Origin of the sequence: Oscillibacter sp., from assembly GCF_032018205.1 — a bacterium.
Lineage (GTDB): Bacteria > Bacillota > Clostridia > Oscillospirales > Oscillospiraceae > Oscillibacter.
This window is the reverse complement of the sequence record NZ_DALZOY010000006.1, coordinates 143,414-166,126: the sequence shown is the minus strand read 5'-3', so window position 1 is coordinate 166,126 and position 22,713 is coordinate 143,414. Positions and strand designations below refer to the sequence as shown.

The window sequence follows — 22,713 nt, the reverse complement described above, 5'->3', positions numbered from 1 at the left end:
AAGCTATAAGCTTCGGGGCGCGGCTTTATGAAACAGACCGTTCAAAAATGTAGGAATCGCGGTGGTTCATAGGGATCCGTACTGCCGTAAACGCGGATGAAAATTCACGTTGCATTGGTCTGTTTTTTAAAAGTCGATGTTTGCCATCACCTGCGCCGGGTCCACCTTTTCGTGAATCAACCCCACGCTGTACATCCAGTCAATGTTGGCCTGCCATGTTTCGGCGGTCTGGCTGAGGAAAGGGGTGTTCTCTGCCTCCATCAGGGGCAGCAAAGTCTGGCAGGACTGGGTTTCCACGGAGGGGGACAGGGGGAAGTTTTCCGCGTTCTGGTTGTCCAGCAGGATTTGCAAACAGTCGTCCGGGTCTGCCTGAAAATCAGCAAAGCCCTTGGCAGAGGCCCGCAGGAAGCCTGCCAAAATCTCCGGCTCGGCCTCGATCATCTTGTCATTTGCCAGAAACACTGCTTCATAATAGTTGGGAATGCCGAAGTCATTGACCATAAAGTAATTTACGTCAAAGCCCTCCTCCTCCATCTGGGGAACCTCATGGTTTACAAGGCAGCCAATGGTGGCGTCCACGTTGTCGGTGGTCATGGAGCTCATCAAATCAAAGCCCACGTTCACCAGATTCACGCGGCCAAAATCAGCACCGCTGGCGTCCATCATGGCTTTGACCAAGGACTCGCTGAGAGCCGTTCCTGCATAGCCCACGGTTTTACCCTCTAAATCCTTGGGGGTGTGGATGTTTTTATCTGCCAGAGACAAAATGATGTTCAGGGGTGACTGAACCACCGCGCCGATGGACTTAATCCCCACACCCTGATCGGCTACCGCCTGAATCACGTCCTGTTGATAGTACAGGCCAATTTCCGCTTTCCCTGCGGCGACCAAAGACAGCGCGTCGTTTTCGTTGGAGGGGAACCGGATGTTTACATCCAGCCCCTCGTCCTTATAGTAGCCTCGCTGTATGGCGGTGTAAATAAAGGTGTGCAGGGCGTTGGGATACCAGTCCAGCACCACGTTGATTTCCCGGAGGCTGCTGTCCTCTTCGCTGGCCGACTGTCCGGCGGATGCATGACTGGCGCAGCCGGAAAGCACTGTCAGCATCAGCATTGCAGCCAGAAGCAGAGCGGTAATTCTTCTCATAATAATTCCTCGTTTCTTATTGTCCGCGCCACGTAATGACGCGTTTTTCAATGATGCTGACCATTGCCACCAGAAGCATTGCCGCCACCGACAGCAATAAAATGGGCGCAAAAACTCCGGCCCCGTCCAACTGCGTCATCATTCGGCGGCTGAAATAACCAAGTCCGCTCTGAGCACCCAGCCATTCTCCAATGGCTGCGCCGATGACCGACAGGGGAATCGCCATTTTGATGGCGGAGAAAAAGTAGGGAAGGGCGGCGGGAAGCTTCAGCTTCCAGAAAATCTGGCGTTTGCTGGCCCCGAAGGTGAACAGTAGCTCCGTCATCTCCGTTTTTACAGATCGGAGCCCGTCGAATACCGTGATGGCGATGGGGAAGAAGGTGATCAGCACCGCCACCAGCACCTTGCTCCACAGTCCATACCCAAACCACAGCACAAACAGGGGGGCCAAGGCCGTGGTGGGAATGGTCTGGGACGCGACAATCAGCGGGTACAGTGCCTTTTCCGCGGCGGGAGACGCATCCATCAGCATGGCAAGCCCCAGCCCCAGAAAGACCGAGATGCCAAGGCCCACACCCACCACTGCCATGGTGGCGGGCAGATGAGCGGAAAACAGCGGCCCTCGCAGCTCCCACAGCCGCACAAGTACCTGCCACGGGCTGGGCAGAATATAGGCCGCATCCATACCCCTGGCGGCGGCCTGCCAGAGCATGACCAGCGCCAGCGTCAGCCCGGCGGCGGGGAGGTTTCCCCGATTTGCCTTTCTCATCCCGCGTTCCTCCTGAGCATGGAAATTAGCTCCTCCTTCAGCGACAAAAGCTCTGGCTGACGCAGGGTTTCCAGCGACCGGGGATACCCGGCGGGGACTGGGAAGGAGCGCAGACTGGTGATGGGCGTGCCCTCCGCCGCCAGAATCCGACCGGAGAGAAACAGCGCTTCCTCCACATCGTGGGTGATGAACAGCACTGTTTTGCGTTCCCGCTCCCACTGCTCCAGCAGCCATTCCCGCATAGAAAGGCGGGTCAGATAGTCCAGCGCGGAAAACGGCTCATCCAGCAAAAGAAGCTGAGAGCCGGTGAGCACCGTCCGGGCGAAGGCCGCCCGCTGGCGCATTCCGCCGGAAAGCTCTCCGGGCATTTTTTTGCCCCAGTCTCCAAGACCCACGGCCCCCAGCGCCCGCTCCACACGGGCATCCATTTCCACATTGGAGAGCCCGCCCTGTATTTCCAGCGGCAGACGGAGATTCTCCGCCACGGTGCGCCAGGGAAACAGCAAATCCTGCTGGGGCATATAGCCGCAGTAACGCTTTCGCCCGGCGATGCTTGCTCCGTCCACCAGTATTTCGCCGCGTTCGGGCGACAGAAGTCCGTTCACCAGACGGAAAATGGTGCTTTTTCCGCAGCCGGAAGGGCCGACCACGGATACAAATTCCCCCCGGTCTACGTGAAAGGAAAGCTGGTCGATGGTGGGGAAGCTATCCGACTGATATTGAAAGGTCACATTTTCAAAGGTCAGCATGTCTTACGTCCTCAACTCCCACGCCATATCCCAGAACGCGCCCTCATACCGGGAGCAGGCGATGAAAATTTCCTCCAGTCGCCGGAGCCGGGTTTCGGAATAGTCCGATGTCAGATGTTCGGTCAGCTCCATTAGCTTTTCATTGGCGTCGGCATAGTCGTCGCTTGCATAGCCGCGGACCCATTCGCCGTAAAAGGGATGTTCCGCGCAGGCGGGATTTTTTATGACCATTTCCTTGGCGATGACCTCATAGCTGAGGGCGCAGGAGAGGATCGCGGCGGCGATTTCCCCCGGCCCTTCCTCGTAGGCAACCCGAAGCATATAGGACACGTAGGAGAGATTATCCTGCGCCATGGGCGTGTGTTCCGCTTTGTCAAGGGAAATGTCCAGCCGCTCCATATAGCTTCGGTGGATATCCATTTCCCCGTCCAGAATCTGCGCCACATAGCCCGCGAACAGGGCCATGGACCCACGGTCCCGGGCTTTCGCAACGCCGAGTGCGAACACACGGGCATAGTCCAGCAGGTACAGATAGTCCTGCACCATATAATGCTTAAATTTTTCCCGGTCCAGAATGCCGTTGGCAATTCCCTGAACAAAGGGGTGGGCGTGATAGTCCGTCCATATGTCTTTCGCAGCGACCAAAAGGCGCTGCGTTGTGTTCTGCTTCATTTCCTCGCCTCTTTTGCAAATTCGCCGGCAAGGTCAAAGGCGTGGTTCATAGGGCCGGAGCCTGCGCCCAGATTCAGCATCGCCCCCAGCGCTTCGGAGATGTAGTCTTTGGCCCGCTCTACCGCCTCGTCCAGCCCGTAGCCCTTCGCAAGATTTGCGGCGATGGCGCTGGAGAGGGTGCAGCCGGTGCCGTGGGTATTGGGGTTGTTGATGCGTCTGCCGTTGAACCAGCGGGCTTCTCCGCTTCGGTATAAAAGGTCGTTTGCGTCGTTGAGCTGGTGGCCGCCTTTGCACAGAACAGCGCAGCCGTAGGTGTCCGAAATGGCTTTCGCGGCCCGCTCCATGTCGGCGGCGGTTTTTACCGTCATCCCCGAAAGAACCTCCGTTTCTGGAATGTTGGGGGTGAGGACTGTGGCAAGCGGCAGCAGCAGCCGCTTCAGTGCGTCCACCGCGTCGGCGCTGATGAGCCTCGCGCCGCTGGTGGACACCATCACGGGGTCCACCACAATGTTTACTGCTTTGTACTGCCGCAGCTTCTCCGCGATCACCTGAATCAGCCCCGTGGAGGAAACCATGCCGATTTTCACGGCGTCGGGCGGGATGTCGGTAAATACGCAGTCAAGCTGCTGGGCAAGAAATTCCGGGGGGACCTCGAAAATCCCCTGGACGCCGGTTGTGTTCTGGGCAGTCAGGGCCGTGACGGCGCTCATGGCGTATACGCCGTTGACGGTCATGGTTTTGATGTCTGCCTGAATCCCGGCGCCTCCGCTGGAATCACTTCCGGCGATTGATAATGCTGTTTTCATGAATGAAAACTCCTTTCCACTGTCAGCACTATTTTTATTGAGCGGCAGAGAGTGGTGCCCCCGGTCTGCCGCTATTTCAAGGCGCTGCCGCCTGCGAAATCTATGAAATGGTGGGGCCGGCATGCGCCGGCCCCGCAAAATGGGGCAGGACCTATTCGCGGCCCCCCACCAGCTTTTCCGCAAGCGCCCGCAGCGCGGCGGCGGCAGCGCCGGGGTCTTTCGCCCCGAAAATGGCGGATACCACCGCCACGCCGCCCACACCGCTGCCGGAGAGACGCAGAATGTTCTCCCCGGAAATGCCGCCGATGGCGACGGTGGGAACGTCCACAGCGGCGCAGATGGCGCGGAGGGTTTCAAAAGGCATCAGGTCCACGTCCGACTTGGTGGATGTGGAAAACACGGCCCCAAGGCCCAGATAATCCGCGCCGTTTTTTACTGCCTCCAGCGCCTCGGCCACGGTGTGGGCTGAAACGCCCACGATCATACCGTCGCCCACCCGTGATCGAACGTCGGCGGCAAGCATATCCTCCTGCCCCACGTGAATGCCGTCCGCGCCGGATTTGATGGCGATTTCCACGTTGTCATTGACGATAAAGGGTACGCCGTACTCCTTGCATAGCTTTGCCAGCGCTGTGGCCTCGGCGAGGAACGCATCCTCGTCCAGCTCCTTTTCCCGGAGCTGAACGCAGGTGGCCCCGTTTTTCAATGCCAGTTCCACCTGCTGATACAGGCTCAGCGGTCCCACCCATGCCCGGTCTGTCACCGCGTAGAGCAGCATCGCCTTTTTATCGCACTTCATACCGTGCTCCTTCCTCCAACACCTCCGGCGTGAGATTGTAAACCGCGTCGATGATGTAGTTCCGATAGCTGGAATTGCCGTCCTGCTTCGTCATGCGCCGCCGGGCCGTTTCGCCGCAAAGACCCATGGCGCAGACCGCCGCTGCTGCCGCGTCCAGTGTACGCCCCGGATTGGCGGTGACGTAGGCCGCCGTCATGGCGGAGAGCTGGCAGCCGGTACCGGTGATTCGGCTCATGTCCGGGTGGCCGTTTCGGATGCAGTAGGCCGTGTGTTCGTCCGCCACGATATCAATGGCCCCGGTAATAGCCACCACCGCGCCGGTCTTTTTGGAAAACGCTTTGGCAAAGGCCACCGCCTGCGAAAGATTCTCCTCCGTTACACGGTCAGCAACGTCCGCGTCCACGCCCTTAGTGGTTCCGTTTCCCTGTGTCAGCGCTTTGATTTCCGAGATGTTGCCCCGGATGACGGCAAACCGGACCTCACGAAGCAGCCTCAGCGCGGTTTCGGTGCGAAGAGCGGACGCACCCGCGCCCACGGGGTCCAGAATCACGGGGTGGTCCAGCGCGTTTGCCTTTTTCCCTGCGGCCAGCATGGCGGGGATGGTGCGCTGATTCAGGGTGCCGATGTTGATGTTTAATCCACCGCAGATAGAGGTGATCTCCTCTGCCTCATCCAAATCGTCTGCCATGATGGGCGACGCGCCGCAGGCCAGAAGAATATTGGCGCAGTCGTTCACGGTGACATAGTTGGTGATGTTGTGAATCAGGGGAGTGTGGAGACGAACATTTTCAAGCAGCTCACGCATCTGCTTCACTTCCTTTCTGCTGGTAAACGGATTGATTCAGACGGGACTGCATACCCGAAAGAGCCCCGGCTTTTTCCAAAGAATAGATTAAAAGTCCCGACAGGATGGAGCCGCCTGCGGTTGAGATGAAAAACGGGAGGATATATGCGTAAAACGCCAGCTCTCCGGCGGCTTTTCCCATGAAAAAAACGGCCACGGGATAGGCGCACAGCCCGCCAAGCACGGCGGTTCCAAACACCTCGGCAACCAAGGTGGGGAGCAGGCGGCGGCTTTTCCGGTAGACAAGTCCGCAAAGCAGCGCGCCGAACATACTGCCGGGAAATGCCATCAGGCTGCCAAGGCCCAAGAGGTTTCGGATCAGGCTTGCGCCGAAGGCCACGGCCACGCCGTAGCCCGGGCCCAGCAGCACTGCGCAGAGAATATTGACCATGTGCTGCACCGGGGCGCACTTGCTGGCGAACACAGGGAAGGAAAACAGACTGCCCACCACGGCAGCCGCGCAGAAAAGTCCGGCCACAGCCAGCTTTTGGACGTTGATTTTTTTCATTGTGATGCTCCTTTTGAATTTAACGGAGAAAACGGCAAGTACAGCGTCGCTTCCCTTTTTGACAGGAACGGGCAGACCTCTGCCCTGGAAGATCGGTCGAGGCTTATTGGCCTCCTCTCACGCCGGAACACGGCTTCCCATCGCTGCAATACAGGGCGCAGGGAGCTCCCCCTCCGCCCGCCACGGTCTGACCGTGAATGCCGCCTGTCACCATCCTTTCAAAGGGAACAAAAAAACGGAGACATCTGATACGATGCCTCCGAAAGCGTATATAACGGCTTCCTACGGCGGCATTACCCGCATCAGGTTCATGGGTCGAAGGCAGTACCTTCCTCTCAGCCTGCTTGCGCAAGCTCCCCTGGTTTTTCTGTTCGTAACTATAAAAATTCGGAGACGCCGATACGGCGCCTCCGACAAGAATCAAAAATTGACTCCCTACGGCGGCATGATCCGCATCAGGTTTCCAGGGTCGAAGTTGAACGACTTCCTCTCAGCCCGCTGTACGGACTCCCCACTTACAAGCACTATACTCCAGCCGCCCGAAAAAAGCAAGCCCCAAAAGAGGCGCGGCTCGAATTTTGCCAAAATATGCGCCCGTATGGGCCTTTCAGGATATTCCGGAAAAAGCGCCGCCGCATCAAGGGCGGCTCTGCCGGGCTTAAAACCAGCCCTTTTTCTTAAACCATAGAATCAGGCACCCGCAAATGACCCCGCTGAGCGCGATAACGGCGGGATAGCCGTATTTCCACTCAAGCTCAGGCATCCCCTGAAAGTTCATTCCATACCACCCCGCAAGCAAACTTAGCGGAAGAAACAGGGCTGTGATGACCGTGAACAGCCGCATCAGCTCGTTTTGCTGCAAGTCAAGCTGGGCCTGATACGCCTCGCGCATTTGCGTGACGTAATCCCGTAGGCTCAGCACAGTGGAAAGAAACCGCCGCGTCCTGTTCAGCAGGTTGGAAAAATGTCGCCGAGCGCTGCGGCTGAGCAGATTTTCGTCGTCGGCCGCCAGATTTTCAAAAATGGCGGACAATTGCTCGTAATAGCGCTTGCGGCGCAAAAGCTCCTTGCGATATTCCGTAATGCGGCCCATATAATCCTGCCGCTTTGTGTGGAGCACTGCACCGTCCTCGTCCTCCGTCACGGCGGCTTCAAAAGTGTCCAGCTCGTCGGTATCAGACTTCAGCAGGCCCGTAAAAAACTGATACAGCACCGTTTCGTTGTCAGGTCCTTCCATCGTCTCCGTTTGCAGGCGGGTGAGGGAGCGGCTGTCCTCGCAGAAGAAAAAAAGGTCCTCTTTGTCAAGATAAATCAGGATTTTTTCGGTGCCTGTCTCTTCGGAGGACACGTCGTACCAATCGAAGGCCAGCAGGTAAAAGTCTGCAAAGCCTTCAAACGCCTCTGTTTTTCCCTGCCGGAGGTAATCCAGCACCTTTTTGTCCATCTGGTCCCGGACTTCGTCCACCCGGTCCAGAGGCAAGAGCTTTCGCATCGCCCGCGCTCCTTTTATCTGCCGCCCGCCTTGCGGGCTGCTTTTTCAATCAAGGCCTGCCCCTCGCTTGAGCGGAGAACGTCCAGCACAGTGACGCGGAGAAGTTCCTGAAATTTTTTGCTGTTTAAAAACGCGTCGAACACCGAGCCGTCCTCCGCAGGAGCCGCCTTCTTCGCAGGGCGGACAGGTGCGGCTGGGGGAGCCGGGGCCGGATCGTCCATAAACGCGCCGTCCATCCAGTCGGACATCTGGGTGCGGTCGTCGCTCTCGCCCCGCAGATAAAAGGCGGAGACGCCGAAATAGGAAGCCAGCTTCTGCTGCTGGTCTTGTGTGGGGGTCTGACGCCCGGTTTCAAATTTTTCCACGGCGGTGCGGGGAAGACCCAGAGCGGCGGAGAGGGCCGGGGCGCTGACGCCACGCTCGGCCCGGAGCTGCTGAATGCGCTGTGCCATCGTAATCATGAGACTGCCTCCTGCTTGTTTACTGATTATACAGCAATTTTATCACGCTTGGAGCGCCGTGACAATCATTTTCCCCAAATTGGCTTGGTAAAATCCGCAGGTGAACGCCGGTAAAAACCCGTGCGGCCTGTATAAAGACCGCACGGGTTCAGAGGGCTTTTTCAAGCGTCGTCGGAAAGGGAGCCTTACCAGTGGATAACTTCATCCTGAAAGTGAAGCATGGCCCACGAGGCGAAGAACACGCCCAGCGCCAGCAGCACCAGAAAAAAGCTCAGCAGCATCCCCAGCCAGTCGTATTTGATGCGCCCCTCCTTTCGGGAGGAGAGAAGGACCTCTGTCCCCAGCAGAATTAACACGAGAGGGGAGAACCGCAGGAAAACCCGCAGATCCAGCGCGGGGTAAAACAGAGCCGCCGTCATGGCAAGGCCCGCCGCCACCAGCGTTACGCCGAAGGTGAACGTTCCCACCCGGCGCTCCCTGGGGGAGCCGGGCTTTGGCGCGGGGATGGGGCTTGACTCTGCCGCAGGGGCATGTGTAAGATTATTTTCCGTCATTATGCGTGTCCTCCTCTTCAATGGAATCGCGGCGTTCCTCTTTGTCGATACCGCTCTCCCATGGGGCGGATTTGCCGACCTCTGCTCCGGCGGCCTTTTCATGGCGGAGGATGCGGGACACTTCATCGGAAACCGCCCGGTATTCCGGGGCGCGGCCTTCGGCGTTGTCGGAAGCGGCAGCGGGGTTTGGCGCGGCTTTTCCCTCCGCCGCGTCGCAGGGCGGGGTGAAGCCGGTGAAGCCGTCGTCCTCGGGACGTGGCTTCGGTCCGCGGATAAACCATACCCCCAGAGCGATAATCAGCAGGAAGAGGATTAGCTGAGGGAGTTTGGTGCTGGCCAGCCAATAAAAGTCGAAGCCAAGCAGATCTGAGAGAAGGGTGGAGAAGGAATACGCCACCATCTGCCACATACCGTATAGACCCGCAAGCACCAGCACCCAGCCCACCAGACTGTGCCGCTTCGCCAAAAGACGGGAAAACTGTTCCCCGTCCATGAGGGAGATGCCCAGAGGGTAGGCGTCTGGCTCCGCTTCGTCGTTTTGCAAAGCGCGGGAGAGGTTATAGGTGTCAAAAAAGGAATACAGCCACAAAACAGGAAGCGCCAGCGCGAGCTGCCCGAAATACAGCCAGGTGGCAAGACCGATAATCACAGCGAACAGGGACATGAGAGACAGTCCCCGCTTCATGTAGCCCTGATACATCTGCCCGCAGCCGGGGATGCAGGCGGATAAAAACAGCAGAAACGGATTTTTACGGGTCATGAAAAAGCCCTCCTTAAAATTGGAATTGGTTTATTTAATCTCCGGCTCGTCCGCCAAAGGAGAACAGCTCGTTAAGTCGCAAAAGGCTGTCGCCTATGGTCCTGTCAAGCTGTTGCGCTTGCTGGGGAAAATCCGCTTGACGAAGGGCGGAGAGGGCGGAGCCCGACAATGCGGCGGAGCCTGTGACCAGCCCGCCAAAGACGTTGAAGCTCCACAAACTGGCGGCGATGGCAATGGCGGCTGCGGCGGTTGCAAACCGGCCGGCAAGCTCCCGGTTGCTGCGGCGGCGAATGCGCGGCCACAGCGTATTTCGGCAGGAATGCGCGGGGGTCAGCAGTGCCTCGCGGGGCAGGCGCTCCACGGAACGCAGAAGACACGCGTCGCAAAACTCCAGATGCTCCGCGATTTCCAGCCGGTCAAGCTCGGTGAGCGGTCCTTCGGACAAAAATGCTTGCAGAGCATCGTCCGTCAGATGCCCGCCGGAATCAAATGTATTCATGGGACGACCTCCTGTTCCACTGTTCCTGAATCAGCAGCTTTCCCCGGGAAATCTGGGTGCGGACGGTTTTCACCGGCCTGCCCAGGCATTGCGCGGTTTCCTCGGGGGTGCGCTCCTGTAAAAGATGGAGAACGCACACCTGACGGTAAGGCTCCCGGAGATTTTCGATAATCTGTGTCATGGCGGCCTGCTCGCTGTTTGCGATGGCCAGTTCCTCCGCCGGGGGAGACAGGCCGGGCGGGATGAACTCATCGCCGGGGAGAAGGGTGTGGCGGGAGTAGGCGTTTTGAAGGTGGTCTTTGGCCTTATTCACGGCAATTCTGACCAGCCATTGCCGCTCGAAGCCCGCCGGGCAGCGATCCCGGTGGGCATAGGCGGAGAGGAAGGTTTCCTGCGTCAAGTCCTCCGCTGCCGCTCCGTCCCGCACCAGACGGTGGCAAACGGTGTAGACCAGCCGTTCATAGTCCGCCACCAGCGCGGTAAATTCCTGATTTGTCATGATATGCACACCGGCGGACACCTCCCTTGCGTCTGATGATAATACGGCGCGGCGGAATAAAATGCTTCAACTTTTCAAAAACTTATCAATTATTTTACAGGAATCGGCCCCGCATGACACCCCAGAGCATGGCCCTTGGGCCGCTTGACGGCTGCTAGGAAAGCTGATAGACTGAACTGCATTAAATTAGACCGCGCAAAGCGCGGGACGGGAAAGAGGGATTGTCATGCATGAAATGCGCAGAAAGGACCGTCAGGTGACGGACCGGGCGGAAATCCATCGGGTTCTGGACGAGTGCGAGGTGTGCCGTGTAGGCTTTTTCGACGGGAAAGAGGTCTACATTGTTCCTCTGAACTTCGGCTATGAGGAGAAGGACGGCAAGCTGACCTTTTATTTCCACTCCGCCGGTCAGGGACGTAAGGTAGAACTCCTTGCCAGAGGGGAAAAAGCGGGCTTTGAGCTGGACTGCGGACACCAGGTGGTGCCGGGAGAGAAGGCCTGCAACTATACGGCGATGTATAAGAGCATGATCGGCACGGGCCGGACCTATGAAGTTATGGATGATGCGGACAAGCTGCACGCCATGCAGTGCCTGATGGCACACTATACCGACAAAACCGGCGAAAAGCCGGAGCTTCCCCCTGAAGCCCTGAAACGGGTGAGGATGTTCGCTCTGGAGGCGGAGGAGTTGAGCTGCAAGGAACACCTGTGATAGAGATGCTGCGCATTGAGTCCGCGCCGCTGGAGGGAATCTCCACATGGCTGTTTCGCAAAACGCATCAGCAAATGTTCGGCGGGGTGGACCGGTATTTCACGCCCTTTTTCTCCCCCACACCGGAGCGAAAGCTGACCGCTAAGGAGCTGCGGGACCTTTCTCCTGAAAATAATATAGGTGTTCCCGTCGTGCCGCAGATCATGGCGAAGCGGGCGGAGGACTTTCTCTGGGCGGCGGAGGAGGCGCGGGAGCTGGGCTTTGACGAGGTAAACCTGAACCTTGGCTGCCCGTCTGGCACCGTGACGGCGAAGGGCAAGGGCGCGGGGTTTCTCCTCCGCACGGAAGAGCTGGACGCGTTTTTTGAAGAGGTGTTTAAAAGCGTCTGTCTGCCGGTTTCGGTGAAGACCCGCATCGGCTATCACGACCCGGCGGAATTTGGAAGGCTCTTGGAGATTTTTAACCGCTATCCCATTCAAGAGCTGATTATCCATCCTCGCCTGCGTGGGCAGTTTTACAGGGGAGAGGTGCATCTGGACGCGTTTGCCGAGGCACTTGCTGCCAGCCGCCTGCCCGTGACCTATAACGGAGATCTGGTGACGCAGGAGGATGTGGCGGGATTTTCCCGGCGTTTTTCGTCTGTGGACACGGTGATGATTGGCCGGGGGATCATTGCGGACCCGGCGCTGCCCCGCAAGCTTCGGGGCGGCCCCCCCGCCAATCGGGAGGAGATACGCACCTACGTCCGTACACTCTACGAGGGCTATCGGACGGCCTATGGCTATCCCGGTTTCGCGGCCCAGCGGATGAAGGAGCTGTGGTTTTACCTCATCAACCTGTTTGACGACGGAGATAAATACGCCAAGAAGCTGCGCCGGGTGGGCAACGCGGCGGAGTATGAGCATTTGGAGGCGGGTATTTTCCGGGAGCTGGAGCTGCTGACCCAACCCCGTAAGCCTCTGGACGGAACAGGGCAGGGGAAAACATAGCCGGCCGCAGGCTGTGCTTAAAGAACAGCCCTTGGCGCGCATGATTTTTCTCCTGCGGGGAAAACTTCTCCAGAGGTGATGCGAATGGATACCAATGAGCTGCCCCTTGGCATGGGGATGGCGCTGGCGCAGGACGTGGCCGCTATGGAGCGGTTTTCCGCCTTACCCGAGGCGGAAAAGCAGTCCCTGATTAACGGCGCCCGCGCCGTCCGGTCCGGCCCGGAGATGCGGGCATACCTGCAAACCACACTGCGCGGGGAATAGCGCACAAGGCTCCCGGGACATTTCGTCCTCGGGAGCCTTGCTTTGCGTGGAAAGCTTGAAAAAGAATCGCAGAATTACCGCTGTCGGTCTTAGCAGCCATGCCCTGCGAAGCACCTTGTAAGTCTGCGCAGGAAGGGGACTGTGCTGCACAAAATCTTTTGCAAACAGGGCTGCGAAGGCCGGATAAGACAAAAATGAGCGCAAGCAAGGCGGCAGAAGTTCAGGGCTTTTGGTTGTTGCAGTCGTCGCAGTTGTCACTAAGGCCACAGCGGTCGTAGCAGCCGTCGCACCCGGCACAGCCGCCTTTATGCCGATGCCGAAAGTGGAGCGCCGCCGCAAGCCAGAGTGCCAGCGCCAGAAGAATCAAGAATTCCAGCATAAACCGCCCTCCTCGGAAAATTTACGGAGCGCTGCGTTTTAAAGCAGCAGGACCAGCCGGTAAACCACAAAGGCCGCCAGCCACGCCACGGTGCACTGTCCCACCGCCACCTCCGCCGCCTTCCAACCGGAACCAAGTTCCCGCCGAACGGCAGAAATCGCCGCAACGCAAGGAGTATAAAGCAATGTAAAGGTTAAAAAGCTGACGGCGGAAGCGGTGGTGAACAGTCCGCCCAAGGCCCCTGCAACATTACCCGCCGCCCCGGTAAGCACGCCCAACGTGGATACTACGGACTCCTTTGCGATAAAGCCGGTAACCAGCGCGGTAGATACCCGCCAGTCCGCAAAGCCCAGAGGGGCGAACAGGGGGGAGAGAACTGCCCCCGTCAGAGCCAACAGACTGTCCGCGCTGTCGTCCACCACGTTGAACCGCATGTCAAAGGTCTGGAGAAACCAGACAACGAGGGTGGCGATAAAAATGACGGTAAAGGCCCTTTCTAAAAAATCCTTTGCCTTGTCCCAGCAGAGCCGCCCAACGCTTTGAAGCGAGGGGAAACGGTAGTTGGGAAGCTCCATGACGAAGGGGACGGGGTTGCCCCGGAATACCGTGCCGCCCAAGAGCTTTGCTGCCAGAATGCCCGCCAGAATGCCCATCAAATACAGCGAGGTCATTACAAGCCCGCCCTTTCCGGGGAAAAAGGCGGCGGTAAACACGCCGTAAATGGGAATTTTGGCTGAGCAGCTCATGAAGGGGGTCAGCAGAATTGTCATCTGCCTGTCCCGCTCGGAGGCCAGCGTCCGGGTGGCCATAATAGCGGGGACAGAGCAGCCGAAGCCCACCAGCATGGGCACGATACTGCGGCCCGACAGGCCGATTTTTCGAAGAAGCTGGTCCATGACGAAGGCCACCCGGGCCATATACCCCGTGTCCTCCAGAATAGAGAGAAAGAAAAACAGCACCACGATGATGGGCAGGAAGGACAGCACGCTCCCCACTCCGGCAAACACCCCGTCGATCACCAGAGAGTGAACCACGGGATTCAGGTCGTACTGCGTCAGAGTTCGGTCCACGATGGTGGCCAGCGCGTCGATGCCCATTGCCAGAAGATTGGAAAGGACCGCGCCCAAGACGTTGAAGGTGAGATAGAAAATAGACAGCATCACGCCGAAAAAGATGGGCAACGCCCAAATCCGGTGAGTGAGCACCCGGTCAATCCGCTGGCTTCTTGCCCGCTCGGCAGATTGAGAGGGCTTTACCACCGTGTCGCGGCAGACCCGCTCGATAAACTCATAGCGCATGTCGGCAAGCGCCGCGTTGCGGTCCATGCCGCGCTCCGTCTCCATTTCCGTGATGCTGTGCTCAATCAGCTCCAGCTCGTTCTGGTCCAGCTCCAGCCGGACGGCGAAGTCTGAATCGCCCTCGATCAGCTTGGTGGCGGCAAAACGGACGGAGATGCGGGCGGCCTGCGCATGGTCTTCAATTTGATGGGCCACCGCGTGGATGCAGCGGTGGACGGGGCCGGGAGGACAAAAATCCTTGACGGCGGGAAGCGCACGGCGCTTGGCGGTTTGCACCGCCGCGTCCACAAGCTCGCTCACGCCCTCGTTTTTCACGGCGGAAATGGGAACCACCGGAATGCCCAAGGCTTTGGACATGCCTGCCACATTGACGGTGCCGCCATTTTTGCGTACCTCGTCCATCATGTTCAGCGCCAGAACCATGGGAATCTGCATTTCCATAAGCTGTAGCGTTAAGTACAAATTTCGCTCAATATTGGATGCGTCCACGATGTTGATGATACAGTCGGGGCGCTCGCCCAGAATGAAATCTCGGGTGACAATCTCCTCCGGCGTGTAGGGCCGGATGGAATAGATGCCCGGCAAATCAACCACCGTGCAACCCTTCTCGCCCCGGATTTCCCCAAATTTCCGGTCCACCGTCACGCCGGGAAAATTGCCAACGTGCTGGTTGGAGCCGGTGAGCTGATTAAACAGCGTGGTTTTTCCGCAGTTTTGATTTCCCGCCAAAGCAAAGATCATGGCATGACCTCCACTTCGATGTTCCGGGCGTCTTCCCGGCGCAGGGACAGGGAGTAGCCCCGTACCAACAGCTCCATCGGGTCCCCCAGAGGGGCCACCCGCTCAATCCGCACCACGGTTTTCGGAATCAGCCCCATGTCCAGCAGGCGGCACCGCAGCGCGCCCTGCCCGCCCACGGCAGTAATGACGGCCCTTTGGCCGATGGGTAAGGTATCCAACTGCATCTCATACGCGTCCCTTCGACGTAATTCGGTTTAAGAGTTAGTAAACGGTAACTCTATAAGGTTAGAGTAGCATAACGCCGCCCGCCTGTCAAACCCCGGCTTGTGGAAAGTGCACTTAAATTTGCCACCCAGATTTGTGAAAAACAGCAGAGCCGGGCCATGTTCAAGCGCAAAAAAGCGCGGAGGCCAAAAGGCCCCCGCGCGGGAGACAATTATGGAAAGTTATGGAGCAGCTAAGGAAAAGTCCCAAAAATGCAAAAAGGCACAAAATTCGTGGAAAGCGAGGGGCTCCACAAAAAGCAGAGAGACGTAGGGCCGCCAAGGGAAAATCCGTAAGGATTCGGGAACGTCAGGGAAGGCCGCGGATGAACTGAAGGCGGTTTCCGGAAGCAGAGGAAAAAGCGTCAGTCCGAACTGCCGAAATTTTTTTGCTTGATACTGCACAGCGCCGCGCCGATGGCGGTTGCAAAGGTGGCGTTTTCGGGAATGATATAGCGGATGCCGTACAGCTTTTCAAATACCTGAAAGGCGGGCTCCGCCTGATCCAGTGTGGTCATGGAGCCGGTAAGAATGACCGTGTCCGTCCCGCAGCAGCGGCAGGCCAGCACCGTCATGGTGCCGATGGCCTGAAGCACCAGATTCACCGTTCCGGCGGCAAGGTCCGCGGGAGAGGCGTCCTCGGCCAGATTGCCGAAGTTTGCAGCGGTCATGTCCGGGTGCAGGGTTTTAGCGGCCTCTGTGACGATATCCGCGATGCGCAAATCCACTTGGGAGAGGTCCCCGCCAACGGCCAGCTTCTTGATCTGGCCAAACCGCTCCACGCCCACCAGTTTGCGGCAAAGGCCGCCCAAAGTGCCGCCGCCGATGCCGCTGCCGCACAGGTGCTCCACTTTTCCGTCCTTTGCCCAGAGGAAGGCCGTGCCCGTGCCCATGGTTGCCACCACGCCCTCTGACTGGCCGGAGAGCGCCAGCGCCCCGGTGCCGCTGGCGGTAAATTCGTCCACCCGGCAGGTGGGGATGCCGTGGATATCCTCCTGCACATAGGAAGCGCCCACGCCGGTGAGCACAATCTGCTGCACATCGTCCAGCCACATGTGGTTGCTGACAAGATAGTTTCCCAGCGCTCCGAATAACGACGTAAGCTGGTCCTCCGCCCGGACGCGGAGCATGGATATTACGGTTCCCTGCTCGTCCAGACCCACAATCTTTGTGGTGGAGCCGCCGATATCGATTCCCAGAATCAGGCCCATGCCTCTGGCTCCTTTCAAGTGCGGACGCGGCGCGCGGTCATATGTCCGCCATTATAAAATATGCTTGTATCATAGGGGAGAAGCGTGGGATTGTCAATTCAAAGAGTCGACAAACTTTTGAGGAAAAATGCGGAAAACATTGCTTTCCCCGGCAGGGAGCGCTATAATCTATGCAATTACCTCCGTTTTTGACGGAGTACGTTTGAGGTGCGATATGAGCGTCCGCGGGAAACTCAATATGTCCATGCTTTGTGACTTCTATGAGCTGACCATGGGAAACGGGTACTTTGAAACGGGCTTTCAGGACCGGATTACCTATTTCGATGTGTTTTTCCGTAGCGTGCCGGATCAGGGCGGCTTTGCTCTGGCGGCAGGACTGGATCAGGTGATCGAATACATCGAGGACCTGCATTTTTCAGAGGAGGACCTTCATTATCTCCGGGGACGGAAGCTGTTTTCTGAGTCTTTTCTGAACTATTTGAAGCACTTTCGCTTCACCGGCGATTTGTACGCCATCCCGGAGGGAACTCCCATTTTTCCGCAGGAGCCGCTGATTACCGTCCGGGCCCCTGCCATTCAAGCCCAGCTCATCGAGACGTTTTTGCTGTTGGCTGTGAACCACCAGAGTCTGGTTGCCACCAAGGCAAACCGCATTGTCCGGGCCGCCAAGGGGCGCACGGTGCTGGAGTTTGGCTCCCGCCGCGCACAGGGGACGGACGGCGCCATCACCGGCGCACGGGCTGCCTATATCGGCGGCTGCGGGGGAACGGCCTGCGCCATTGCCGACCAGATTTACGGCGTTCCCGCCGGGGGGACCATGGCCCATGCATGGGTCCAGATGTTTGACAGCCAGTATGAGGCCTTTCGGACTTACTGCCGCCTTTACCCCAACAACGCAACGCTGCTGGTGGACACCTACAACACGCTCAAATCCGGCGTGCCGGACGCCATCCGGGCCTTTAACGAGGTGCTGCGGCCTTTAGGTATCCAAAAATGCGGCATTCGTCTGGATTCCGGCGACATGGCGTATCTCACGCGGGAGGCCCGGAAAATGCTGGACGACGCGGGCTGGCCGGGCTGCGAGATTTCCGTGTCCAACGCGCTGGACGAGTATTTGATTCAGGATTTGGTGCAGCAGGGGGCCAAAATCGACATGTTCGGCGTGGGCGAGCGGCTGATTACAGCCCGCAGCGAGCCGGTGTTCGGTGGGGTGTACAAGCTGGCGGCGGTAGAGGACGACGAGGGGAACATCTTTCCAAAAATCAAGGTCAGCGAAAATATCGCAAAGATTACGATCCCCCATTTTAAAAAGACATATCGGCTGTACGACCGGGCCACCGGGAAGGCGGAAGCGGACTATATCTGTCTTCACGACGAGGTTTTGGACGACACAAAGCCCTTGGAGCTGTTTGACCCGATGGCCACATGGAAGCGGAAAACTTTGACGAATTTCACTGCGCGGGAGTTGCAGGAGCCGATTTATCTGGGAGGAAAGTTGGTGTACCGCCAGCCGGAGTTGCGGGATATCCGGGCATACTGTGCCCAGCAGGTGGACACGCTGTGGGACGAGGTGAAGCGGTTCGACTATCCCCATAAATATTATGTGGACCTGTCCCGGAAGGTATGGGACATCCAGCACGACCTGCTGAAGCAGAGCAGATGAGGCCGACGGGGTCGGCACAGCGGTACGCCGCCAAGGCGGGACGCCGGATTGACAGGAAGGGAGCGGTTTATGCGCCGGACAGGAGACAGACAGGCACGCAGCCAGAGAATTGAACGGCGCATTTCCGCCGTGTCCAGCATTGCCATGTGCGTGCTCACGGTGTTGGTGCAGATTGTGGTGACGCTGCTGCTGACGCGGCTTTTGAAGGAGCATGCCAGCCTTGCCTATGCGATTTTGGAGTTGATGGGCGTGGTGATGGCTGTGAGCGTATTTCTCCGCTCTGGAAGCCCCAGCTATAAGCTTAGCTGGCTGTGTCTGCTGCTGGTGCTGCCGGTGTCCGGTATGCTGCTGTTCTTTCTGTGGGGCGGCACCCATCAGGCGAAGACCTTGAGCCTGAAAAAGGTTCCGCCGCCTGCCGAGCGGGAGAGCGCCCGCCGCCAAAGCGAAAACAACGTGGCAAAGCTCACCCGGAAGGACGCGGCCATGGGCCGCGTGGCGGCCTATCTCCAAAAGCGGGACTTTCTGCTTTACAACAGGACTTCCGCCAAATATTTTGGCGACGGTATGGAATTTTTCGATGATTTAATCAGCCACATCCAGCAGGCGGAGACGTATATCTTTCTGGAATATTTCATCATTGCCGAGGGAAAAATCTGGGACCGGATTCTGGACGCACTGAAGGAGCGGGCCGCCGCCGGGGTAGAAATCCATGTGATTTTTGACGATTTCGGGAATCTCACCCGCTTTTCCGACGACATGATTCAGTCCATTCAGGACGCGGGCATTGAAATTCGGGACTTCAACCCGGTTCACCGCTATGTGAACCGCATCTACTTTAACTACCGGGACCACCGCAAAATTGCGGTGATTGATGGACACTGGGCCTATACCGGGGGCATCAATCTGGCAGACGAATATGCAAACCTGTTCGAGCGGTTTGGGTGGTGGAAGGATTCCGCCGTCCGCATTGAAGGAGATGGAGCATGGGCCTTGGCTGCCCAATTTATCCAGATGTGGGAGATGATGTACGGAACTCTACCCAACGAGGACGATTATTACCGTCCCCGGACGGAGGGGCCGGATACCCCGGGGTTCTGTCAGGCATTTACAGATGGGCCGCTGAACAACCCCGACAACCCCATGGAGGATACGTTTTTTCAGCTCATTTCTTCGGCCACCCGCTTTCTCTATATCACAACGCCCTACTACGCGGTGGAGGAATCCATGCAGCAGGCGCTGTGCATCGCGGCGGACTCCGGCGTGGACGTGCGGCTGATGATGCCCGCTATTCCGGACAAGAAATACGCTTATGTAGTGGCAGAAACCTATTGGGGCGAGCTTTTGCGCCATGGGGTGAAAATCTACAAATACACCCCCGGCTTTATCCACGCAAAGAGCGTGCTGGTGGACCGGAAAATGGCGTTGGTAGGCAGCCCCAATATGGACTACCGTTCCTTCCAGCTCCATTTTGAAAGCGCTGCCCTGCTTTATGATATGCCGGTGGTGGAGGAACTTTTGGAGGACATGGACGCCGTGATGGCCCAGAGCGCCCTTTATACCATGGAGGACTGGAAGGAGCGCTCGTGGCTCCGGCGGACTTTTGCGTCGCTTCTGAAGCTGGCCGCCATCTGGTTTTGATACCTTCGGTTTGCTGCTTTTTCAGTCAAGTGAGATAACTTTACACATATTGGAGAGAAAACTATGCCAAAGGACCTGACCCCTTGTGAAACCGCGGAGCGGAGTATCATCAAAAAGTACCGTAAAACACTTTGGAACCCCTTTATCGCGGCGGTGAAGAGGTATGAGCTGGTGGCTCCCGGAGACAAAATCGCCGTATGTATTTCCGGTGGGAAGGACTCCATGCTGCTGGCAAAGCTGATGCAGGAGCTTCGTCGCCATACCGACCGGCCCTTTGAGCTGACGTTTATGGTGATGGACCCGGGCTATGCCCCGGAGAATCGGCGGCTCATCGAAGAGAATGCCGCCGCACTGGAAATTCCTGTGACGATTTTCGACAGCGATATTTTCGACGTGACGGTGCAGGCAGACCGAAATCCCTGCTATTTGTGTGCGCGGATGCGCAGGGGGTTTCTCTATGCCAAGGCGCAGGAGCTGGGCTGCAACAAAATCGCTCTGGGGCACCATTTTTCCGACGTGGTGGAAACCACCCTGATGGGCCTGCTGTACGGTGCGCAGATTCAGGCCATGCCGCCCAAGCTGCACAGCAAAAACTTCCCTGGTATGGAACTGATTCGCCCGCTGTACTGTGTCCACGAGGAGGACGTTATCTCCTGGAAAAATTACAACCACTTGCAATTTTTGCAGTGTGCCTGTCGGTTTACCGAGGAGCGGGACGCGGCCGATGACGGGGTGGGCCACAGCAAGCGGCAGGAGATGAAGGTCCTGCTCCGGGAGCTGAAAAAGACCAATCCCAATGTGGAGAAGTCCATTTTTGCCGCCATCCACGGGGTACAACTGGATACCATGGTGGGCGTGAAGTCCCGGGGAAAGGAATATTCCTTTCTGGACCTGTATGATCGAAAATTGGGGACTTGACCGCAAAGAAAAGTGAAATAAGACCGCCGGTTGGCGGCGGAGACAAACTTCTCCGCGCCAACCGGCGGCTTTGTGTTATAAAGGATTTGCGGGCATGGAAGGGTCATTCCTCCGGAGTCGGAGCCGGCCCGAAATATCCCTTGGGGTGATTTCCGTCGTCGAACAGGTGGTTATAGGCCATGATGCGATAGCTGTTGTAGAGCCGTTCCTCCTTTTGGGAAAGGCTGCTCTCCTCCGTGTCGCCAAGAAGCGTGCCGTCCGCCTTTCCAAAGCCCACGGTGGAGTTGACTGGCAGCGTGTCCAGCAGCTTTTGGTGCAGCTTCTCGTAGCCGGTGGGCTGAATCCCCGCCAAATCCATGGTCAGCGTACCCAGCAGATTTGCGCTGATGGTTACGTCCTGCTGCTCTGGCAGATCGTAGTTGGCCCAGATAAAGAACGGCGTTTCATACTGCTGAAATACCTCTGCCGATGTGCGGTCGTCCAGCTTTTTGCCATATAGCTTCTCATAAAAATCGTTTCCCAAGGGAGGCTGATGGTCGCCAAAAAAGACGATCATCGTCCGCTCGTCGGAAGCCTTGTAGTGCTCAATCAGTTCACGGATGGCATTGTCGCTCTCTCGGAGAAGGGAAAAATACTGGGCCGCCACGGCGGAGGAGCCTTTGCTGGCCCCGTCCAGCTCCACGGCACGCTCCAGATTGTTCCAGCCCTGAGAGTAGCCGCTGTGGTTCTGCATGGTGACGTTGAAGACAAACAGGGGGCCATTCGTCTCATCGGTGAGACGGTAAAGCTGCTGATAGTCCGACGCGTCGCTGATGTAGTTTCTTATGTACTGGGGTTCCCTCACGTCCTCTTGATACATCTGCCGATCAAAGCCCATCCAACGATAGACGGACGTGCGGTTCCAGCCGGAGGAGAGATAAGGGTGGAAGGCCACGGAACGATATCCCAGAGAAGACATCTGCGACACCATGGAGGGCATTCCATCATAGCAATAAAGCTGATAGGCCACGGTGGAGGAGGGGAGAAATGCCAGAGAGTCGCCCGTGAGGTACTCAAACTCCACGTTGGCGGTGCCGCCGCCCGTGACGGGGGAAATCATCGTGCCCTTCACCGTATTTTTCGTCAGAGAATGGAGGAAGGGCAGGGGGTCCTCCGTCAGCTCCAGATTGGGAAAGCTGGCCTGCATATCCGCAAAGGACTCGTTCATAATCACCAGCAGGTTTTCCGGCGGCGCAGCGGACACCGTTCCGCTTACGGTCCCGGCAAAGGTCCCCCCGGCAATTTTTTGGGCCTCCTCCGCAGAGTAGCCATCCGGCGCGGAGACAAAGCTGTACCGCAGAGCGGTCATGAAATTCAACATAAACCCGTTTTGCTGGGTTTTCCACTGCTGCGCCCAGATGCCAACGCTTGGGAGCAGCGGCGTACAGAAAAAGGCGTACAGAAAGACGGCGGAGGCCGCCAAAGAACCAAAAGCCGTAACCCGCCGCAGCTTTTGCCGCCCCTTGATCTGCTTGGGGATCAGGGCCAGCAGCAACAGGTACACCGCCAGAATGGCCGCTGCCAGCCAAACGGTTTTATCCGGCCTGAAATCATAGCCGGTGGCCACGTTGGCGGCGGTGCCCAGCGTCATCAAATCCACAGGGAAAATAATACGTCCCCGGAACTTCAAAACATAATGATTCGCAACCCCCAGCAAAAAACAAAAAAACGCGCCTACGCCCGCGGCGGTCTTGAGCCGCCCCGTAAGCATCCGGCACACCCAGAAAATGAGATAGTACCAGAAGGCGGAAAAAAGAAGCTGGGTGGCATTCAGGGCGGTAAAGGGGTTGTTTTCGTTCAGATACTCCACGCACAGATACGCCACCCACGGTCCCAGCATAAAGAGAATTCGGACGGGGGTGCGGGCGTTGTGAAGCACATTTTGAAGCCACCGGCGCACACGGGAAATCTTTTTTTCCGGAGGGGCTGAGAGCTCCTCCGGGCCGGAAGGCTCGGTCTGAGGAATCATAGTTTCGTTGCTCAAGGGAAAACGCTCCTTTCAAAAGCGGAGATGGCAGGCGGCTTGCACCGCCTGCCATG

At 57.7% G+C, this 22,713-nt stretch carries 25 protein-coding genes and 2 riboswitches; of the genes, 6 read left to right on the top strand and 19 right to left on the bottom strand.

Features of this window, described 5'->3' with window-relative positions; translation table 11 throughout:
- Positions 1–126: 126 nt before the first annotated feature.
- From RTU96_RS06855 to RTU96_RS06790, 14 genes are all read right to left on the bottom strand, one after another.
- Positions 127–1,146 carry an ABC transporter substrate-binding protein gene (locus RTU96_RS06855; RefSeq protein ID WP_312635759.1) on the bottom strand — a complete coding sequence of 340 codons (1,020 nt, stop codon included), beginning with the start codon at positions 1,144–1,146 and terminating at the stop codon, positions 127–129.
- A gap of 16 nt (positions 1,147–1,162) precedes the next feature.
- Positions 1,163–1,915, bottom strand: coding sequence for an ABC transporter permease (locus RTU96_RS06850; RefSeq protein WP_312635757.1), 753 nt, complete (start codon positions 1,913–1,915; stop codon positions 1,163–1,165).
- A complete protein-coding gene (locus RTU96_RS06845; protein WP_312635756.1) occupies positions 1,912–2,664 on the bottom strand; it encodes an ABC transporter ATP-binding protein in 753 nt (250 codons plus the stop codon). The genes RTU96_RS06850 and RTU96_RS06845 overlap by 4 nt, the downstream gene beginning before the upstream one ends.
- A gap of 3 nt (positions 2,665–2,667) precedes the next feature.
- Positions 2,668–3,336, bottom strand: coding sequence for a thiaminase II (tenA, locus tag RTU96_RS06840; protein WP_312635755.1), 669 nt, complete (start codon positions 3,334–3,336; stop codon positions 2,668–2,670).
- Positions 3,333–4,142, bottom strand: coding sequence for a bifunctional hydroxymethylpyrimidine kinase/phosphomethylpyrimidine kinase (gene thiD, locus RTU96_RS06835; protein WP_312635753.1), 810 nt, complete (start codon positions 4,140–4,142; stop codon positions 3,333–3,335). Before thiD ends, tenA begins: the two co-directional genes overlap by 4 nt.
- Positions 4,143–4,293: 151 nt before the next feature.
- Entirely contained in the window at positions 4,294–4,941 is a 648-nt protein-coding gene (gene thiE / locus RTU96_RS06830; RefSeq protein WP_312635752.1) for a thiamine phosphate synthase, read from the bottom strand.
- Positions 4,928–5,746 (bottom strand): hydroxyethylthiazole kinase, encoded by an 819-nt coding sequence (thiM, locus tag RTU96_RS06825; RefSeq protein ID WP_312635751.1) that lies wholly within the window; start codon positions 5,744–5,746, stop codon positions 4,928–4,930. The genes thiE and thiM overlap by 14 nt, the downstream gene beginning before the upstream one ends.
- The gene (gene thiW / locus RTU96_RS06820; RefSeq protein WP_312635749.1) at positions 5,739–6,293 is read right to left on the bottom strand and encodes an energy coupling factor transporter S component ThiW; all 555 of its coding nucleotides are present in this window, start codon (positions 6,291–6,293) and stop codon (positions 5,739–5,741) included. The genes thiM and thiW overlap by 8 nt, the downstream gene beginning before the upstream one ends.
- 260 nt (positions 6,294–6,553) lie before the next feature.
- Positions 6,554–6,663, bottom strand: a riboswitch (TPP riboswitch).
- A 45-nt stretch (positions 6,664–6,708) separates the two neighbouring features.
- Positions 6,709–6,817: riboswitch (TPP riboswitch) on the bottom strand.
- Between the two features lie 134 nt (positions 6,818–6,951).
- Entirely contained in the window at positions 6,952–7,785 is an 834-nt protein-coding gene (locus RTU96_RS06815; protein ID WP_312635748.1) for a CorA family divalent cation transporter, read from the bottom strand.
- A 14-nt stretch (positions 7,786–7,799) separates the two neighbouring features.
- A complete protein-coding gene (locus RTU96_RS06810) occupies positions 7,800–8,246 on the bottom strand; it encodes a helix-turn-helix transcriptional regulator (RefSeq protein ID WP_312635746.1) in 447 nt (148 codons plus the stop codon).
- A gap of 185 nt (positions 8,247–8,431) precedes the next feature.
- On the bottom strand, positions 8,432–8,800 hold the full coding sequence (locus RTU96_RS06805; protein WP_312635745.1) for a hypothetical protein: 369 nt from the start codon (positions 8,798–8,800) through the stop codon (positions 8,432–8,434).
- Entirely contained in the window at positions 8,787–9,560 is a 774-nt protein-coding gene (locus RTU96_RS06800; RefSeq protein WP_312635742.1) for a hypothetical protein, read from the bottom strand. The genes RTU96_RS06805 and RTU96_RS06800 overlap by 14 nt, the downstream gene beginning before the upstream one ends.
- A gap of 34 nt (positions 9,561–9,594) precedes the next feature.
- Complete coding sequence (locus RTU96_RS06795) at positions 9,595–10,059, bottom strand: hypothetical protein (protein WP_312635741.1); 465 nt, start codon at positions 10,057–10,059, stop codon at positions 9,595–9,597.
- Positions 10,046–10,558, bottom strand: coding sequence for an RNA polymerase sigma factor (locus RTU96_RS06790; protein ID WP_312635740.1), 513 nt, complete (start codon positions 10,556–10,558; stop codon positions 10,046–10,048). The genes RTU96_RS06795 and RTU96_RS06790 overlap by 14 nt, the downstream gene beginning before the upstream one ends.
- A 235-nt stretch (positions 10,559–10,793) precedes the next feature.
- On the opposite strand from RTU96_RS06790, the gene RTU96_RS06785 reads away from it, so the two are divergent.
- The 3 genes from RTU96_RS06785 (at position 10,794) to RTU96_RS06775 (ending at position 12,523) form a co-directional block, all read left to right on the top strand.
- Positions 10,794–11,270: a pyridoxamine 5'-phosphate oxidase family protein gene (locus tag RTU96_RS06785; protein WP_312635738.1), complete on the top strand. Its 477-nt coding sequence runs from the start codon at positions 10,794–10,796 to the stop codon at positions 11,268–11,270.
- 5 nt (positions 11,271–11,275) lie between these two features.
- Positions 11,276–12,259, top strand: a complete 984-nt coding sequence (locus tag RTU96_RS06780; RefSeq protein WP_312635767.1) for a tRNA-dihydrouridine synthase family protein — start codon at positions 11,276–11,278, stop codon at positions 12,257–12,259.
- 84 nt (positions 12,260–12,343) lie between these two features.
- Positions 12,344–12,523: a hypothetical protein gene (locus RTU96_RS06775; protein ID WP_293009505.1), complete on the top strand. Its 180-nt coding sequence runs from the start codon at positions 12,344–12,346 to the stop codon at positions 12,521–12,523.
- 220 nt (positions 12,524–12,743) lie between these two features.
- Here the strand turns inward: RTU96_RS06775 and RTU96_RS06770 are convergent, their stop codons facing one another.
- The 4 genes from RTU96_RS06770 to RTU96_RS06755 form a co-directional block, all read right to left on the bottom strand.
- Complete coding sequence (locus RTU96_RS06770; protein ID WP_312635737.1) at positions 12,744–12,902, bottom strand: hypothetical protein; 159 nt, start codon at positions 12,900–12,902, stop codon at positions 12,744–12,746.
- A 38-nt stretch (positions 12,903–12,940) separates the two neighbouring features.
- Positions 12,941–14,941 (bottom strand): ferrous iron transport protein B, encoded by a 2,001-nt coding sequence (feoB, locus tag RTU96_RS06765; protein ID WP_312635735.1) that lies wholly within the window; start codon positions 14,939–14,941, stop codon positions 12,941–12,943.
- Positions 14,938–15,165: a FeoA family protein gene (locus RTU96_RS06760; RefSeq protein WP_293009508.1), complete on the bottom strand. Its 228-nt coding sequence runs from the start codon at positions 15,163–15,165 to the stop codon at positions 14,938–14,940. Before RTU96_RS06760 ends, feoB begins: the two co-directional genes overlap by 4 nt.
- Positions 15,166–15,569: 404 nt before the next feature.
- Complete coding sequence (locus tag RTU96_RS06755; protein ID WP_312635734.1) at positions 15,570–16,415, bottom strand: BadF/BadG/BcrA/BcrD ATPase family protein; 846 nt, start codon at positions 16,413–16,415, stop codon at positions 15,570–15,572.
- Positions 16,416–16,653: 238 nt separating this feature from the next.
- Here RTU96_RS06755 and RTU96_RS06750 point away from each other — a divergent pair, with 238 nt between their 5' ends.
- The 3 genes from RTU96_RS06750 to RTU96_RS06740 all read left to right on the top strand — a co-directional run bounded on the left by RTU96_RS06750 (position 16,654) and on the right by RTU96_RS06740 (position 20,634).
- Positions 16,654–18,078, top strand: a complete 1,425-nt coding sequence (locus RTU96_RS06750) for a nicotinate phosphoribosyltransferase (RefSeq protein ID WP_312635732.1) — start codon at positions 16,654–16,656, stop codon at positions 18,076–18,078.
- A 69-nt stretch (positions 18,079–18,147) separates the two neighbouring features.
- Positions 18,148–19,716: a cardiolipin synthase gene (cls, locus tag RTU96_RS06745; protein ID WP_312635730.1), complete on the top strand. Its 1,569-nt coding sequence runs from the start codon at positions 18,148–18,150 to the stop codon at positions 19,714–19,716.
- A 63-nt stretch (positions 19,717–19,779) separates the two neighbouring features.
- Positions 19,780–20,634 (top strand): ATP-binding protein, encoded by an 855-nt coding sequence (locus RTU96_RS06740; RefSeq protein WP_312635729.1) that lies wholly within the window; start codon positions 19,780–19,782, stop codon positions 20,632–20,634.
- 103 nt (positions 20,635–20,737) lie between these two features.
- On the opposite strand, the gene RTU96_RS06735 is transcribed toward RTU96_RS06740, so the two are convergent.
- Positions 20,738–22,657: an LTA synthase family protein gene (locus RTU96_RS06735; RefSeq protein ID WP_312635727.1), complete on the bottom strand. Its 1,920-nt coding sequence runs from the start codon at positions 22,655–22,657 to the stop codon at positions 20,738–20,740.
- Positions 22,658–22,713: the final 56 nt, after the last annotated feature.